Source organism: Carnobacterium sp. FSL E2-0243, assembly GCF_038003605.1.
GTDB classification, from domain to species: Bacteria; Bacillota; Bacilli; order Lactobacillales; family Carnobacteriaceae; genus Carnobacterium; species Carnobacterium maltaromaticum.
Window position 1 is genome coordinate 173,562 of record NZ_JBBOPM010000001.1, and the last position, 17,142, is coordinate 190,703.

At 35.8% G+C, this 17,142-nt stretch carries 12 protein-coding genes and 1 other annotated feature; of the genes, 11 read left to right on the forward strand and 1 reads right to left on the reverse strand.

Annotated elements, in window-relative coordinates:
- Positions 1 to 198: 198 nt before the first annotated feature.
- From MHI00_RS00765 to MHI00_RS00815, 11 genes are all read left to right on the forward strand, one after another.
- A complete protein-coding gene (locus MHI00_RS00765) occupies positions 199 to 1,065 on the forward strand; it encodes a class II fructose-bisphosphate aldolase (protein ID WP_010049980.1) in 867 nt (288 codons plus the stop codon).
- A 143-nt stretch (positions 1,066 to 1,208) separates the two neighbouring features.
- Positions 1,209 to 1,928 carry a pseudouridine synthase gene (locus MHI00_RS00770; RefSeq protein WP_015075246.1) on the forward strand — a complete coding sequence of 240 codons (720 nt, stop codon included), beginning with the start codon at positions 1,209 to 1,211 and terminating at the stop codon, positions 1,926 to 1,928.
- Between the two features lie 46 nt (positions 1,929 to 1,974).
- Positions 1,975 to 2,230, forward strand: a binding site (T-box leader).
- Between the two features lie 95 nt (positions 2,231 to 2,325).
- Positions 2,326 to 3,525 carry a M20 family metallopeptidase gene (locus tag MHI00_RS00775; RefSeq protein WP_056999466.1) on the forward strand — a complete coding sequence of 400 codons (1,200 nt, stop codon included), beginning with the start codon at positions 2,326 to 2,328 and terminating at the stop codon, positions 3,523 to 3,525.
- 302 nt (positions 3,526 to 3,827) lie between these two features.
- On the forward strand, positions 3,828 to 4,907 hold the full coding sequence (locus MHI00_RS00780; RefSeq protein WP_010049985.1) for an AOC03_06830 family ribosome hibernation factor: 1,080 nt from the start codon (positions 3,828 to 3,830) through the stop codon (positions 4,905 to 4,907).
- Positions 4,908 to 5,128: 221 nt separating this feature from the next.
- Positions 5,129 to 5,479 (forward strand): zinc ribbon domain-containing protein YjdM, encoded by a 351-nt coding sequence (locus MHI00_RS00785; RefSeq protein ID WP_010049986.1) that lies wholly within the window; start codon positions 5,129 to 5,131, stop codon positions 5,477 to 5,479.
- A gap of 591 nt (positions 5,480 to 6,070) precedes the next feature.
- Complete coding sequence (locus tag MHI00_RS00790) at positions 6,071 to 10,084, forward strand: 5'-nucleotidase C-terminal domain-containing protein (protein WP_341110183.1); 4,014 nt, start codon at positions 6,071 to 6,073, stop codon at positions 10,082 to 10,084.
- A gap of 247 nt (positions 10,085 to 10,331) precedes the next feature.
- Positions 10,332 to 11,393, forward strand: a complete 1,062-nt coding sequence (locus MHI00_RS00795; RefSeq protein WP_187957687.1) for a GGDEF domain-containing protein — start codon at positions 10,332 to 10,334, stop codon at positions 11,391 to 11,393.
- 167 nt (positions 11,394 to 11,560) lie between these two features.
- On the forward strand, positions 11,561 to 12,304 hold the full coding sequence (locus MHI00_RS00800) for a MurR/RpiR family transcriptional regulator (protein ID WP_010049992.1): 744 nt from the start codon (positions 11,561 to 11,563) through the stop codon (positions 12,302 to 12,304).
- 295 nt (positions 12,305 to 12,599) lie between these two features.
- Positions 12,600 to 13,898 carry a PTS sugar transporter subunit IIC gene (locus MHI00_RS00805; RefSeq protein WP_010049993.1) on the forward strand — a complete coding sequence of 433 codons (1,299 nt, stop codon included), beginning with the start codon at positions 12,600 to 12,602 and terminating at the stop codon, positions 13,896 to 13,898.
- 44 nt (positions 13,899 to 13,942) lie between these two features.
- Positions 13,943 to 15,373: a 6-phospho-beta-glucosidase gene (locus MHI00_RS00810; RefSeq protein ID WP_010049995.1), complete on the forward strand. Its 1,431-nt coding sequence runs from the start codon at positions 13,943 to 13,945 to the stop codon at positions 15,371 to 15,373.
- Between the two features lie 29 nt (positions 15,374 to 15,402).
- The gene (locus MHI00_RS00815) at positions 15,403 to 15,720 is read left to right on the forward strand and encodes a PTS sugar transporter subunit IIB (RefSeq protein ID WP_010049997.1); all 318 of its coding nucleotides are present in this window, start codon (positions 15,403 to 15,405) and stop codon (positions 15,718 to 15,720) included.
- 45 nt (positions 15,721 to 15,765) lie between these two features.
- On the opposite strand, the gene allB is transcribed toward MHI00_RS00815, so the two are convergent.
- Positions 15,766 to 17,133, reverse strand: a complete 1,368-nt coding sequence (gene allB / locus MHI00_RS00820) for an allantoinase AllB (RefSeq protein WP_341110194.1) — start codon at positions 17,131 to 17,133, stop codon at positions 15,766 to 15,768.
- Positions 17,134 to 17,142 lie beyond the last annotated feature (9 nt).

A 17,142-nucleotide genomic window follows, 5' to 3' on the forward strand; every position in this document is an offset into this window, starting at 1 on the left:
TTATGACCTAATCGGGACAAAAATGTGATTTTTTTAAAATTATTTGCCATCTTTATGGAAATTTTCCCATTATATTGATACAATATGATAGTAGATTCCTGAATTCTTCGATGGCTGAAATTAATTGCAAAATTAATGGACTTCAAGGTTGAATTTAAGTAATACGGAATAAAAAATTTCATTAGGAGGAATTAATTTATGGCATTAGTATCAGCAGCAGAAATGACAAAAAAAGCGCGTGAAGGTAAATACGCGATTGGCGCATTTAACACAAACAACTTAGAGTGGACAAAAGCGATTTTAGAGGGAGCACAAGCTTCTAACGCACCTGTCATGATTCAAACATCAATGGGCGCAGCAAAATATATGGGTGGCTATGAAGTTTGTTACAATCTAGTTAAAAACTTGATTGACTCTATGGGGATTACTGTTCCTGTTGCTCTTCATTTAGATCATGGTGACTATGAAGATGCTCTAGAATGTATCCGTGTTGGTTATACTTCAGTTATGTTTGATGGTTCTCATTTACCATTCGAAGAAAACCTTGAAAAAGCGAAAGAGGTTGTTAAACAAGCTCATGCTAAAGGCGTTTCTGTTGAATGTGAAGTTGGAAGCATCGGCGGAGAAGAAGACGGAATTATCGGTACTGGTGAATTAGCTTCTCCAGAAGAATGTAAAATTATTGCTGATTTAGGAATTGATTTCTTAGCAGCAGGTATTGGTAACATTCATGGTTCTTACCCATCTAACTGGACTGGTTTAAGCTTTGAAACATTATCAGCAATCGCTGATATTACTGATGGTATGCCATTAGTATTACACGGTGGATCTGGAATTCCAGTTGAACAAGTTAAAAAAGCTATTTCATTAGGCGTTTCAAAAATTAACGTTAACACTGAGTGTCAAGAAGTATTTGCAGCAGCAACACGCAAATATATCGAAGAAGGTAAAGATTTAGAAGGTAAAGGTTTTGACCCTCGTAAATTATTAGCTCCTGGTACAACAGCTGTTAAAGAGTTAGTTGAACAAAGAATTGAATGGTTTGGTTCAAACGGAAAAGCTTAATTAAACCTAAGTTTTCTGTAATGCTCCATGTTCCATACGAATAGAAGAGGCTAGGATGAAAATTCCTAGCCTCTTCGTTTTTATTTTCCAATACATAGTTCAATGTTAAGGCTAATGAATAACAAGTTAGAAGGAGAGTTTTTATGCGATTAGATAAATTATTATCAGAAACTGGTTATGGATCAAGACGGCAAGTCAAAAAGCTAATCAAGGGAAAACAAGTTCGCATTGATGGTGAGCTTATTTTAACAGATAATTATAATGCAGACTCACAGTTACAAGAAATTTTAGTTGCAGGAAAAAAGGTCACACATAATACTCATGTATATTATATGTTGAATAAGCCAAATGGTGTGGTAAGTGCTGTTAGAGACGAAGAAAATCAAACGGTACTTGATTTATTAGCACCTGAGGATATTCGTGCGGGATTGTTTCCTGTTGGTCGCTTAGACAAAGATACAGAAGGATTATTGCTGATTACCGATAATGGTCAGCTAGCGCATCAATTATTAGTGCCTCACAAAGAAATTTTTAAAACCTATGAAGTTAAGGTTAATGGCCTAGCAACTACTGAGGATCAAGAAGCATTTGATAAAGGCATTATTTTTCATGGTGATATTCAATGTAAACCGGCTAAACTAACTATCTTAGCTCAAAGTCCAATCGAAAGTCATGTTCTGCTTTCAATTAGTGAAGGTAAATTTCATCAAGTTAAAAAAATGTTTTTATCAGTTGGAAAAAAAGTAACTTACTTGAAGCGGCTAACCATGGGACCTTTAACTTTGGATGAAGATTTAGCAGTAGGAACGTATCGTCCATTAAATCAGAGAGAATTGGATTTATTGAAACCTTATTTTAAATAAAGCTTTACAAGTTTGATAGTTAATGGTAATATAATGAAAAAATAATGAGAATACAGTGAAGAGAAAAGTACAGTAATAAAAAGCTTTTAGAGAGTCTCGGTTGGTGAAAAGAGACAGTGGCTTATTAGTGGAAAATGGTCTTGGAGTATTAATGATTGAACTAGAAAATTTCTTTTAAATCATTACGGGAGCACCTGTTATAGTGCTAAGATATGCGAATCAATAAAGATTCAAGTATTGGAGAGATAGCGTTTATTTAGCGCTATAAAAAAGGTGGTACCGCGGAAACTTCCGTCCTTTGTATGTTTATTCATGCATTGGATGGGAGTTTTTTTATTTTACAAAAATAAATTAGTTTTTTTAGGCTAGATTTTATATTATACGAGGGGGAAAAAATATGACAACGACAAACCAAAAGACCTTAAAGAATTTTATTGAAACAAGAAAGGACACGTATCAAGCCTTAGCTTTAGACATTCATGATCATCCAGAAGTGAGTAACTATGAGTATTACTCTTCAAATGCGTTGGTTCAACAACTTAAAGCGGAAGGCTTTGATGTTAAAGTAGATGTCGCTGGACATCGGACTGGTTTTGATGCTCGTTACCAAGCCAAAAAAATTGGGCCGACGATTGTTTTTTTAGCTGAGTATGATGCTTTACCAGGAATTGGCCATGCATGTGGACATAATTTATTTGGAACAACTTCAGTTTTAGCTGCCAGTGCACTAAAACAAATCATTGATGAAGTTGGTGGAGAAATTAGAGTCTATGGAACACCAGGTGAAGAAGGTGGAGAAAACGGCTCAGCTAAAGGTAGCTTTGTCAGAGAAGGTTTCTTTAAAGATGTTGATGTAGCTTTATGTGTTCACCCTAGCTATGAAAATGGCTTAACAGCTCATTCGTTAGCGAATGATCCTGTTGATATTGAGTTCTTCGGTAAGGCTTCTCATGCAGCCGCAGCTCCAGAAAAGGGCATCAATGCGCTAGATGCTGTTTTGCAAGTCTACAATTCCATCAATGCATTACGTCAACATTTATCAGATGACGTACGCATCCATGGTATTATTACCCACGGTGGTGATGTAGCAAACGTTGTGCCAGAATATGCTTCGGCTCGCTTTTATCTGCGCGCAGCAGCTAGAAGTACCTTAAATGATGTGTATCAAAAAGTTGAAAATATTGTCAAAGGTGCCGCTTTAGCAACGGGAACAACGTATAAATTTGGTCTATTTCAAAATTCCGTGGATGATACGGTTCCGACGTATCGTTTTGATGAAATTTATCTAAAACATTTAAACGAAGCAGGATTTGATGTAGCTGAAAAATTTTCACCAGCAGGAGGAGGTTCAACGGATGTTGGGAACGTAAGTCAAGTGATTCCAACAATTCAACCAACAATCTCAATTTCTGATGAGTATATTGCTGGCCATAGTATTGAATTTAAAGCTGCTGCTCGTAGCCAAAAAGGGCTAGACTCTATTTTATTGGGAGCAGATCTTTTAGCTAACACCGCTCTAGACTTGATTTTAGATGATGCACTATTGGCCGAAGTAAAAGCCAAGCATCAAGAAAGCTTGGCGCAACAACCAAAATAAATTTTGATCGTTTTATTGCTTAAATTTTAATAAAATCCTGAGAAAGTAAGGGCTAACATTTGCTAAAAGATTCCGACTCATTTATGATTAATCTAGGGAAAAATTAATTGTTTTTAAGAGCGGATTTCTCTTGAGAACTACCCGTCTCAACAAGCTTTTTATCAAGGCCAGCTCTTATGAGCCAACTCTTCGGAAAGAAGATAAAATCCCTACAAAGTAAAAAGATACTTTGCATGTATTTTCCTATCTTTCTGCCAGAGTTACCCGTCTCAACAAGCTTTTTATTTTAAAGGAGGAACGATATGGACTACTCAGAATTAAAGAAAATTAGCGATTTTACCCATGATCCAGCGGTGACGATTTCTTTACGAACCCATAGAACATCACCTAAGAATCAGAAAGATGCGATTGTTTTAAAAAATTTAATCAATGAAACGGAAGAAAGATTGTTAGAGTTGTATGATAAGCGCAAAGTTTGGGGAGTGATGGATAATTTAAGGGCTTTAGAGACTGAATTAAATCATCAGCAAAACCTAGATACCTTAATTTTATTTGCTTCTGAAGATTTTAAAGAAGCGATTAAGTTGCCAATTGAAATTGAAAAAGATACTGTTAAAATAGATAAAAAATTCTCGACACGTAATTTGATTCGAGCAGTGAAACAAACAGAGCATTATTACGTGCTCACTCTTAGTCAACAGGAAGTTAGAGTTCTTGAGTTCTTTAATGATACGTTTGTTCAAGAATTTGAAACAGATGATTTTCCTTTTAAAAATACGGAATTTTATGAAACTGATCCAACTCAAAATTCAATTGGGGCAGTTCAAAATAATTTGATTAAAGAGTTCTTCAACCGAGCTGATAATGCTTTCTACAAAATTTATCGTGAAAATCCACTTCCAGTAATATTGGCAGGTGTCCAACGTAATATTGAATATTATCATGAAATTGCCAACCAAGATGAGTGGTTTATTGGGAGTATTCATGGGAGCTTTGATCGAACAAAAATTACCAATCATGAAATTGTAGAGTTGGCTTATCCTGTTATTGAAGCCTATGTTTCAGATCAATTAGATCAATCTTTAGCAGATTTAGAAACTGCAGAGAATGAAAATAAGCTTGTTAATGAATTGAGCAATATTTATAAAGCGGTGACGGAAGGTCGCGGGAAGAAACTGTATGTCGAAAAAGACTTTTTCCAATCAGCTGTGATTGAAGAAGGAACATTGATTGTCACAGAGGATACGTCACAGGCAGAAGTAGTCGATGATATTGTGAACGAGATTATCCATACAGTTACTGAATTTGGTGGAGAAGTTGTTTTTGTCCCAAATGATTATTTAGCTAAGTATCATCATATTGCGTTGATTTTACGTTATTAATATAAAGTAAACTAATGTTTTGAAAAGAGAATAAAATGACTCTATTATTTGAAAAAATAGTAGAGTTATTTTTTTTGAGAACCGCTTTCTGTATACCCACCAATGGGTAGGGCTACTTGATAATTCCCAGAACCCTTACAGATCATTGAAATATATTTTGAATCGTATATAATGAATAAGTATGGATAGAAATAATAAAAAGCGAATGGAGGAATGTGAGAATGGAAAATTTACCAAATTGCCCCGAATGTAATTCAGAATATACTTATGAAGATGGCAATCTTTTAGTTTGTCCAGAATGTGCCCACGAATGGTCAGCGGATGCTGCTGAAAAAGCAGAAGAGGCTAACGCTGTAAGAGATTCAAATGGAAATATCTTAACTGACGGGGATACTGTCACAGTGATTAAAGACTTGAAAGTCAAAGGCTACTTAACAGCAATTAAATTAGGTACAAAGGTAAAAAATATACGTTTAATCGATGGTGATTTAAACGCAGGTCATGATATTGATTGTAAAATTGATGGATTTGGCGCTATGAAATTGAAATCAGAGTTTGTTAAAAAGATTTAAGTGTAAAGTGAGATGCTAATTTTTTAGCAACTCACTTTTTTATCATGGTTCTTGTTGCTTTAGCAACTTAGAAACATGATACACATCCATCGAAGATGGACTGTGATCCTTGAATGTTGGTTTACAGAGGTTCTTGTGGCTTTATCATGGTTCTTGTTGCTTTAGCAACTTAGAACCATGATACACATCCATCAAAGATGGACTGTGATCCTTTTATAGAATTATGCATCGACCAGAAGGGGACGATGTAACCCGGAAATTTTGGTTTGCTGTGGTTCTTGTTGCTTTGTCATGGTTCTTGTTGCTTTAGCAACTTAGAACCATGATACACATCCATCAAAGATGGACTGTGATCCTTTTATAGAAAACTATACATCAATCAGAAGAAGCCGATGTAATCCAGAAACATTGATTTGCATTATGAGAAAAGGCTTACATTTTATCGGTAAATTAGTATTTTTTATGGACTTTTTCATCCAATCTGCTAAAATAAATAAAGACACTTATTTTTTAAAATTAACTCATTTGCTACGGGAGAGGTAGCTGCTAATTTTTATAAAAGAGTGTGAATAAAAAATTGGAGGAAGAAAAATGAAGCAAAAGAAACACATTCAGCGTCATCTTTTTAAATCGATTAATGTTGTTGCGGTTTTATTTTTGTTGTTTGGAGGAGTAGCTCCAGCTGCTTTGGCTGTGGAGAGTCTCAATCAAACTGATGCGAATCAAGAGCAAGTCGTGTTAGAAGAGAACATCGAACAAATAGAAATGAAAGCGGATACCGAAACTCCGGTTGTCGAATCACCTGTGATTGAAGAACCACCCGAAAAAGCTTCAGATGTTACTAAAATAGAAGAAACAAGTGTACCAGAAGAAGTGGCGCCCGTTGAAAAAGAGCAGGCTCCTCTAACTTCAGAAGCAGATTCAGTACCAACAGCGCCAGAACCCGAAGAGCGTAAATTGACGATTTTAGGTACAACAGATGTGCATGGCAGTTTGTGGGATTGGTCTTATGAAGATTCTGCGTCTAAAGATGGCGGTTTGGCTAAAATTAGCACGATTGTGAACGAAACGCGTGCCATAGATCCAGATACGATATTAGTGGATGCCGGTGACAATATTCAAGGGACATTATTGACAGACGATTTATATAATGTGAAGCCTGAATTGTTAGCTCAGACTCATCCGATGATTAAAGCGATGAACTATATGCAGTATGATTCAATGTCATTAGGAAATCACGAATTCAATTTTGGCTTAGGTTTAATTGAAAAAATTAGAAATGATGCCAATTTCCCATTACTATCAGCGAATACTTATAAAAAAGCCGATGGAACAAACCTAGTAGATGCCTATAAAATTAAAGAAGTAAAGGGCGTAAAAGTTGGTGTTTTAGGCTTAACAATTCCCCATGTTCCCATGTGGGATGGCGCTAAAGTTGAAAGTTTAGAATTTCGTTCCTTACGTGAGGAAGCTAAAAAGCAAGTACGCATCTTAAAAGATGTTGAACAAGTCGATGTAATTGTTGCAGCCATTCATGCAGGCTTGAAAAATAGTGATCCAGAAGCTGCCGCAGAAAATGTAATTAAAGAAGTTCCTGAAATTGATGCCTTTGTGATTGGTCACGATCATAAAGAAGTTGCTCAAAAAATGGCGGATTATACAGGTAAAGAAAAACCAGTTGGAGCGGCTAAAGATACAGGTACTGGTGTCGTTAAAATTGAGCTTGAGCTGAACAAACCTGATACGAAATGGGAAGTGACAGGGAGCAGTGTTGAAGTTCTACAAACAGCTAATAAAGTCGCTGATCCAGCTGTCAAAGAGTTGACTCAAGATGCTCATGAAACCGTAGTCGAATTTATCCAAGATCCTATTGGAACAGCTAAAGCAGACTTCTTACCAGAAGCTGAAATTCCTGGGATTCCAGAGGCACAATTGCAACCAACAGCTATGATTTCTTTAATTAATAATGTGCAAATGAAAGTGACTGGAGCAGATATCGCAGCGGGTGCTTTATTTAAAGCAAATAGCCATCTAGATGCTGGCCCAATTACCTTTGCGGATGTCTTTGATATTTACAAATACCCAAATACTTTGATTGGTGTTGAAATTAAAGGCGATCAGCTGAAACGTTACATGGAAAGCCAAGCGAATTATTACAATCAATATAAAAAAGGCGATGTCACAATTGGTTTTAATGAAAAAATTCGCGTATATAACTATGATATGTTTACAGGTGTGAATTACAAAATTGATATTTCGAAGCCAACAGGCTCAAGAATTGTTGATTTGACTTATCAAGGTAAGCCAGTTGCAGATTCAGATACCTTTAAATTAGCCATTAACAATTATCGTTATGAAGGTTTGGTTTCAGATGGAATTATTACAGCAGAGCCTTACTACGTATCTGATCCAATCACCTTGAGAAGCTCGATTGTGGACTATATTGCTGAAAAAGGCGAAATTGATCCCGAAGTAGAGAATGGAAAAAATTGGGAGATTATTGGTGCTGATTTAGAGCATCCACTCCGTTCTTATATCATTGAGCAAATTAAATTAGGTATAAATGATCAAATTAAAATTGTGGATTCAGATACAGGCAGAACACCAAATGTTAAAACGTTAAATGCAGATGAACTAATTGCAGCCGGAGCAATTCCAGATGACGTATTAGCAAGTCTAGAAAAATTAACCATTATGCATACAAATGATATGCATGGGCGCATGTTGCCAGATAGTAAAAATAATGCACTTGGTTTGGCAAAACTTAAAACCTATAAAAAACAAGTCAATCCAACCTTAATGGTTGATTCTGGTGATGCCTTCCAAGGCTTGCCGATTTCAAACTATAGTAAAGGGTTTGATATGGCAAAAGCCATGAATGAAGTTGGCTACGATGCTATGACCGTTGGGAATCATGAATTTGATTTTGGCTATGATGTTGCGATGCAATATAAAGAAAAGTTGAATTTCCCAATTGTTTCAGCGAATATTTATAAAGATGGGGTTCGTTCTTTTGATCCATATACAATTGTTGAAAAAAATGGCAAAAAATATGCGATTATTGGCTTAACAACGCCAGAGACAGCGACAAAAACTCATCCGAATAATATCAAAGGTGTAACCTTTAAAGACCCGATACCAGAAGCTAAAGCTGTTTTAGCTGAGCTTAAAGGTCAAGCTGATGCCTATGTTTTCTTAACACATTTAGGGATTGATGAAACAACACCAACCCAATGGCGTGGCGATACCTTGGCAAAAACATTATCAGAAGACCCTGATTTTGCTAATGCTAATATCGTTGTCCTTGATGGTCATTCCCATTCAGAATTACCAGCAGGTAAACAATTTGGTAAAGTTATGTTGGCTCAAACGGGAAATCATTTGAATAATGTTGGGTTAGTTGAAGCGAAATTTAGTGATCCAGTTGCTATTAAAGCCTCCCTTGCTTCCGCAAGTAGTTTAGCAGACTTAGAAGAAGATGTTGCTGTGAAAGCTATCGTTGATCAAGCTGAAGCCAATTTTAAAGAAGGTACTTCCGAAGTCATCATGGAGAATAATCCTTATTTATTAAATGGTGAGCGGGACAATGTGCGAGCGCGTGAAACCAACTTAGGTAATTTAATCAGTGATGCTTTATCTGATTATGGACAAACTGGCTTTGCAAATAAATCTGACTTTGCTGTGATTAACGGAGGCGGGATTCGCGCCAATATTCCAGCTGGAAAAGTGACGAAAGGCGACGTTATTTCTGTGTTACCATTTGGGAATATTATTTCTCAAGTTGCGGCAACAGGAGACCAAGTCTATGCCATGTTTGAACATTCATTACGTTCATTACCAAAAATGGATGAAGCCGGTCAGGTGATTTTAGATGAGAATGGCTTACCAGCATTAGGTGCAAATGGTGGCTTCTTACAAACTTCAGAGTCCATTAAAGTCTACTACGATTCCAATAAAAAAGGAGCTAATCCAGAAGCAAGTACAGCTGGAGAACGTATTTTACGTGTGAAGATATTAAATGAAACTACTGGAAAATATGAAGACTTAAAACGCGATAAAACGTATTATGTAACAACCAATGATTTCTTGGCGGCAGGTGGAGATGGTTTCACAATGCTTGGTGGCAGCCGTGAAGAAGGTCCATCAATGGATGAAATTGTGATTGACTACTTGCGTGAGGCTAGTCAACTAAGACTTGTTCGTGCAGCTGAAAAAGTCGTTGATCTATCGAAGTATGCGAAAGAATTACCAGGAGAACGAATTATTTCAATGACTGAAGCTGATTTCAATAAAATGGAAAAACCTGTTGAACCGGGTAAACCTGTCGAACCAGGTAAGCCTGGCGAAGGCAATGGCGGAGTTGGCGAAGAAGGTCAAGGTAGCGGAAATGGGTCAGGTGGAACTGGAACGGGTTCAGGAAATGTTGGGACCAATACAGGAACAAATACTGGAACAGGCGGTAGTCAGGCTACTAATGGCAAGAAACCTACGACGAATTTCCCAGCAACTGGTGAATCAGAGTTTTCATGGTTCTTTAGTGGATTTGTGCTGATTGTTGTTGGTGGTGCAGCTAGCTATGTTACACGAAGAAAAAAAGTAAGCTAAAAAAGTCTTGAAGATTAGTTTTGCAAGGTATGTATAGAGATTAAACCAGTTCTGTATGGAACTGGTTTTTTTCTTCCACTAATACGTTGGATTAAGCACATCATAATAAAAAAAGAATAGTTGCTAGCTTATAAAGTTGGTGACGATTATTTTATATATAAGCTATAGTAGATAGATGGTTTTAAGGCTATAATAACAAAGTAAGGATGTTTCAATCAAAAGGAACACCTTTTTTTGGAGGAATGTAATGATGATTAAAGAAATTATAGCAAATTTAGCAATTATAATTAGTGCCATTTATTTATCTTCTAAAGGCTATGGCCTACCAAATGAAAAAAATTCATCAGTCCTCATAAGACTATTGTATGGTTTATTTGCTGCAAGTATTGGGGTTATTTTAATGAATTTTTCAATTCGGCTTTTAGGAGATGTGATTATTGATCTTAGAACCGTTCCTATTATTATAGTAACGACTTTCTTGGGAGGGCTTCCAGGTCTTGTAGCCTCAGTATTGATTGGAGTTGCAAGGCTCTTTATCTCTGTTTCACAAGTAGCCCAAAATACTGCAGCTACGTATTTTATTTTAGGAATAGTGTTATATTTTGTTGATTTAACAATAAAAAATAAGTCAATTCAAAATAGATTATGGGTTATTTATGGGATAGTAATGAGTCTAATATCTGTTAATTTTTATATAAATGTGATTGAAAAAAACCGAGTATTTATTTTGTTATTAGTTTGGGTATATACGGCACTGGGAACCATTATAGCCTACGGTTTTGCGAAAGAGATTCAAAAAAATAAAAATAACGCTCAAATGTTAGAAGAATTATCAAAAATTGATCATTTAACGAACATATCGAATCGGTACTCTTTCGATAAAATAATCATGGACTATCATGAAAAAAAAGAAGAATATATTTTACTACTTTTAGACATTGATAAATTTAAGAATGTAAATGATACATTTGGACACGATGTTGGCGACCGAGTTTTGAGGCAAGTAGCAACTACATTATCGAATACTACAATTCAACATGCTATTCCATACCGAATAGGCGGTGATGAGTTTGCTATTCTAATTAAAGGGAGCTATGCAAGACAAGAAATAGCTGATTTAATTAAAATAGTTAAGCAAGATATTCTATTTAATGAGGTGAAAGTAAACGAAACTGAGTCAACTAAAATAAGAGTTTCTATTGGATCTAGTCATACGATGAAAAATAAAAAATTTCTTTCAATTGAGGAAATGTATAAAGAAGCAGATGTGAATTTATACGAAGACAAGCATAGTAAGATTTCAGGCTAAAATAGTAGATATTTTAATTTCATTCTATACTGAAAAGTCGAAGGATTAATTTTTTTCGGCTTTTTTTAATCTGTTTTAAAGCAGTTTAATGTTATCTTAAATTCTAGTATACTAGAAAAGAATCAGGGGGTATAAAGAATAATCAATTTTACTGGGGGACTGAGAATATGTTTAACTATGAGCAAATTAAAAAATTAAGTGGGTTAGAACTGACTGTCTATCACTACATTATTGAAAATGTTAAAGCTGTCCAAAAAATGACTATCCGTGAATTATCTGAAAAAAGCCATGTCTCAACATCAACTATTTTACGTTTTTGTTCCAAAATGAATTGTGAGGGTTTTTCAGAGTTGAAGTATAAATTAAAAGAAGAAACAGGCGATTCAGTGATTGAGCAACTGTATGATCCGAGTTTTCAAGTAGCTTCTTTTTTTAAGAAAATTACAGAAGCTAGCTTTGAAGAAGCCTTAAAACAAGCAACAAAATTAATTTGTGATGCTGAAAGAGTTGTATTTCTAGGGATTGGTACGAGTGGTATTTTAGGGGCTTATGGGCAACGTTATTTTTCGAATGTTGCGATTAATTCTTATTCTATTAATGATCCTTTTTTGCCAGCCCCGAGTAAAGGCGTTGAAAATAGTTTAATTATTGCACTTTCTGTATCAGGAGAGACAACAGAAGTAGTGGGGCAAGTCATTGATCTGAAAAAATCAGGTGCAAAAATACTCAGTATTACAAATGCAGAATCCTCTACTTTGGCTAAAATAGCAGACTTGAATATTTCTTATTATATGCCAGATGAGCACGCTCGTCAGTATGATTCAGCAGTGAATTTAACCACACAAATTCCTGTAGTCAGCTTAATTGAAATTTTAGCACATAGAGCTGAACAAGAACTATTAGCGCGCTGAAAATTTAATTTTTGTTATTTTAACAAGTTTTCTCTGGGGATTTCATCCACAAAGAAGAAACTTGTTTTTTTTGATGAAACATTTCTCTTTAAGTGATGAAAGGGTTTTCTTTGAACTTTTTTTAAGTTATATTTTACTTGTAAGAAGGAACTTATTATGATCATGAGCGTAATAGGTTAGCATAAAAAAACTTAGTTTACTTGAAAATGGAACCGTTTTACTAAAAGTGGTTATTGAAACCACAAAATAGCACTTATTAAGAATCAATCGGATCTCAAGAAGGGAAGTTTTATTAATGGGAAATTGGATCAATACGAAATTAATACCTCAAATTTTGAAATTTATCAATGTTAAGCCAATTGTGGCTTTGAAAAATGGGATGCTTTACACAATGCCCTTTACAATTGTCGGATCAGTCTTTCTTTTACTAGCTAACTTACCAGTAGAATCATGGGCAAAATGGGTGACAGACTCAGGTTTTGGAGCTTATTTTAACCAAGCTTATGGAGCATCATTTGCAATTATGGCGATTTTCGCAGTAATGGGCATTGCCTATTCGTATGTGAAAAGTGAAGGTTATGAAGGTATGGCTGCCGGAATGATTGCCTTAGTAATCTTTATTTTAACAATGTCTTCAAGTATTACCGATCCAGAAACTAGCGTAACAATCGGCAATATTATTAATAAAGATTGGACCGGCGGTAAAGGTATGATTAGTGCCATTATTATTGGATTGATTGTTGGTTCTGTATACTCTTGGTTTATGAAACGCGATATTCGAATTAAATTACCAGAAAGTGTCCCTGAAAACGTAGCGAACTCATTCACGGCCTTAATTCCAGCAGCGGTTTTAATTACAGGTTCGTTGGGTGTCTATATCTTCTTTGATAAAGTCTTTAACTTAACAATGATTGAATGGATTTACAAAGTGATTCAAACACCACTACAAGGTATCACAGATTCATTTGGTGGAGCATTAATGATTGCCTTCCTAGTTCCATTCTTATGGTTTTTTGGGGTCCATGGTTCAACAATTGTTGGTGGGATTATGGGTTCATTATTGCAAACAAATTCTCTGGAAAATCAAGCCATTATTGATTCTGGTAAAGAATTAACTTTGGCAAATGGCGGACATATTGTGACACAACAATTTATGGATCAATTTTTAACTGTAACAGGTGCAGGAATGACAATCGGAATTGTTGTCTTCATGGTATTTTTTGCCAAATCAGCTCAATTTAAAGAACTCGGTAAAATGTCATTAGCACCAGCTATTTTTAATATCAACGAACCGATTATCTTTGCAACACCAATTGTGATGAATCCTTTAATGGTTATTCCTTTTATCGCCACACCGGTAGTTTCAGCAACAATCACTTATTTTGCTCTATATAGTGGTTTAGTTCCATTGTTCACTGCGGTTCAAGTTCCTTGGACTACTCCACCAATTATTTCAGGCTTATTAATTGGCGGTTGGCGTGCAGCTGTTTTACAATTAGTTGTTTTAGTCATCGGATTCTTCATCTATCTACCATTCATTCGTAAAGTTGATTCAATGAATATCGATGTAGAAGCAGGAAAACCAATTGTTTAGTTTAACTTCATTAGTTTCTCAAAAAAAGTAAAGGATTTGATAGCATGAGTAGTTTACGCAAAGATTTTTTATGGGGTGGTGCAGTTGCTGCTCATCAATTAGAAGGTGGCTGGAATAAAGATGGGAAAGGCGTTAGTGTCGCTGATGTAATGACAGTTGGCGCTAATGGAGTTCCTCGTGAAATTACAAATGGTGTTCTGCAGGGGAAAAACTATCCAAATCATGAAGGTATCGATTTTTATACGCACTATAAAGAAGACATTAAGTTATTTGCTGAAATGGGATTTAAATGTTTTCGTACCTCAATTGCCTGGACGCGAATTTTTCCTAAGGGCGATGAAAGTGAACCCAATGAGTTAGGACTAAAATTTTATGATGAGTTATTTGACGAATGTTTAAAATATGGGATTGAACCAGTTATTACATTGTCGCATTTTGAAATGCCCTATCATTTAGTAACAGAATATGGAGGTTGGCGCAATCGAAAAATGATTGACTTCTTCGTTCGGTTTGCTGAAGTTTGTTTTACTCACTACAAAGACAAAGTAAAATATTGGATGACATTTAATGAAATCAATAATCAAGCCAATTATAACGAAGACTTTGCCCCTTTTACAAATTCCGGAATCGCCTATCAACCCGGTGAAAATCGTGAAAAAATTATGTATCAAGCAGCGCATTATGAATTAGTGGCAAGTGCACTAGCAGTGAAAATTGGACATGAAATTAATCCAGATTTTCAAATAGGATGTATGATTGCCATGTGCCCGATTTATCCATTATCTTGCAAACCAGAAGATATGATGATGTCTGTTAGTGCCATGCATAAACGTTATTGGTTTACGGATGTTCACGTTCGAGGTTATTATCCAGCGTATTTGGAAAAGTATTTTCAACGTAAAGGATTTAACTTAGACATTACAGTTGAAGATAAATTGCTTCTATTAGAAGGCTGTGTTGATTATATAGGTTTTAGTTATTATATGTCCTTTACGACTGAGTCAAAATTTGATAATCCGCAATATGACTACGATGAGTCAAAAGATTTAGTCCGAAATCCCTATGTAAAAGCTTCAGATTGGGGGTGGCAAATTGATCCAGTTGGTTTGCGTTATGCGATGAACTGGTTCTATGACCGCTATCAGTTGCCGTTATTCATTGTCGAAAATGGTTTTGGAGCAATTGATCAATTAAATTCTGATGGAACAATTGATGATGATTATCGGATTGATTATTTAAAAGCGCATATAAAAGCGATGAAAACTGCCGTAGAAGAAGATGGTATTGACTTATTAGGCTATACTCCCTGGGGCTGTATAGATTTAGTTTCAGCTGGAACAGGCGAAATGAAAAAACGTTATGGATTTATTTATGTCGATAAAGATAACGAAGGTCAAGGGACCTTAAAGCGTAGTAAAAAGAAATCTTTTGACTGGTACAAACAAGTCATTGCAACAAACGGAGAACAATTGTAGTCTCTATTAAATGAATTGGAGTGAGGGATATGGAAAAGAAAACCATTATGTTAGCTTGTGCGGCAGGAATGAGTACAAGTTTACTAGTTAAAAAAATGCTAGAAGCTGCTAAAAACCAAGGCATTGATGCAGATATATTTGCCGTATCTGCAACAGAAGTTGATGATAATATCAGTACGAAGCCCATTGATGTTGTTATGCTAGGACCCCAAGTTCGTTTTTTGAAAGATGATATGACGAAAAAATTAGAGCCCAAAGGCATTCCTGTGGCAGTCATTGATATGGCAGATTATGGCATGATGAAGGGTGATAAAGTTTTAGCAACGGCATTGGCAATGTTAGGATAAAAAAATAAGACTAAGTAGAATAATTTCTCTACTTAGTCTTACTTTTTATTTTAGAATGAACTCTCCTGGATGCGCTTCTGTCACACCAGTTTCTTGACTATAAATAGAAATACCTCGTAAAATTGTTTGAGCCACTTGAGCCCCAATTTCACGTCCGATGTAAGGACTAATTTTATTTTTGTATTCTAAATCTTCAGCTTTTAACGTGTAAGGTGCATTGGGTTTGATTAACACGAAATCAGCATCTTTCCCAATTGAAATACTACCTTTAGCATCTAAATCATAGCGTTTAGCAGGAGCTGTAGCAATGATATCAGCGAATTGAGTTAAGGACATCCCACGTTTTTGAACGCCTTCATCAAATAAAACATCCACATTGTTTTGGACACCAGAGATACCTCCCCAAGCTTCAAAAGCATTATCTGTCGCTTTTAAATCAGGTGTACAAGGAGAATGATCAGAAGTTACAAATGCAATTTCACCTGCTAAAACTTTTTCCCACATGCCATTTTGATTTTCTTTGTCACGAATTGGCGGAGAACATTTTACAACTGGTCCAATGGCATCTAACTCGGAAGTATCAAAGTATAAATAATGGGTACATGTTTCGCAGGTCACATCTACACCTTCATTCCGTGCTTTGGTAATTTCATCCACGCCTTCTGGACAAGCCACATGACAAATATGAATACGGCAACCCGTTTCTTTAGCAAATAAAATCGCTCGTTTAATTGGTTCAACTTCTGTAAAGACGGGACGAGTAGCAACGTATGCTGCCAAAGTCGTTTCCCCATTTTTATAGGCTAGTTCCCCTAATTTATCAGTAATCGCAGCATTCTCTGCATGGATTGCAAGAACTTTTCCAGTTTTAGCTATGTGTTTCATCCCTTCATAGAGAGAGTAATCGTCGACATTCATAAAGTCGCCATCAATACTACGATCTCCACAAGTTGCCATAAAGCATTTATAGGCTGCGACGCCTCCATCATTTAGCTCTTCAATGCCATGCTCTAAATTAAAAGGAACAAGACCACCAAATGAGCCAACATCTGAAGTTAATTTATTCTTACCAGCATCGTATTTAATTTGTAAAGATTTCCCATCAACTGTTGCAGGGACTTGATTCAAAGGCATTTCCATAAATGAAGTTACGCCACCTTTGGCACAAGCTTTTGTACCTGTTAAATACCCTTCCCATTGGTCGCGATAGCCGCCTCCAGGATCTGTAATATGCACATGAGCATCGACCATGCCGGGACTAACAATTAATCCTGTCGCATCAATTGTTTCCGAAGCTGCACTTAAATTATTTCCAATTGCTGCAATTTTCCCATCTTTGACAGCTACATCTGTTTCAATAGCCTCATTTTCTAAAATTACTAGCCCGTTCTTGATTAATAAATCATAACTCATTTGTTTTCC

Bases quoted from the DNA above. Each gene is read 5' to 3' on its own strand.
- MHI00_RS00765 (WP_010049980.1), top strand. From the start codon at position 199: ATGGCATTAGTATCAGCAGCAGAAATGACAAAAAAAGCGCGTGAAGGT.
- MHI00_RS00770 (WP_015075246.1), top strand. From the start codon at position 1,209: ATGCGATTAGATAAATTATTATCAGAAACTGGTTATGGATCAAGACGG.
- MHI00_RS00775 (WP_056999466.1), top strand. From the start codon at position 2,326: ATGACAACGACAAACCAAAAGACCTTAAAGAATTTTATTGAAACAAGA.
- MHI00_RS00780 (WP_010049985.1), top strand. From the start codon at position 3,828: ATGGACTACTCAGAATTAAAGAAAATTAGCGATTTTACCCATGATCCA.
- MHI00_RS00785 (WP_010049986.1), top strand. From the start codon at position 5,129: ATGGAAAATTTACCAAATTGCCCCGAATGTAATTCAGAATATACTTAT.
- MHI00_RS00790 (WP_341110183.1), top strand. From the start codon at position 6,071: ATGAAGCAAAAGAAACACATTCAGCGTCATCTTTTTAAATCGATTAAT.
- MHI00_RS00795 (WP_187957687.1), top strand. From the start codon at position 10,332: ATGATGATTAAAGAAATTATAGCAAATTTAGCAATTATAATTAGTGCC.
- MHI00_RS00800 (WP_010049992.1), top strand. From the start codon at position 11,561: ATGTTTAACTATGAGCAAATTAAAAAATTAAGTGGGTTAGAACTGACT.
- MHI00_RS00805 (WP_010049993.1), top strand. From the start codon at position 12,600: ATGGGAAATTGGATCAATACGAAATTAATACCTCAAATTTTGAAATTT.
- MHI00_RS00810 (WP_010049995.1), top strand. From the start codon at position 13,943: ATGAGTAGTTTACGCAAAGATTTTTTATGGGGTGGTGCAGTTGCTGCT.
- MHI00_RS00815 (WP_010049997.1), top strand. From the start codon at position 15,403: ATGGAAAAGAAAACCATTATGTTAGCTTGTGCGGCAGGAATGAGTACA.
- allB (WP_341110194.1), bottom strand. From the start codon at position 17,133: ATGAGTTATGATTTATTAATCAAGAACGGGCTAGTAATTTTAGAAAAT.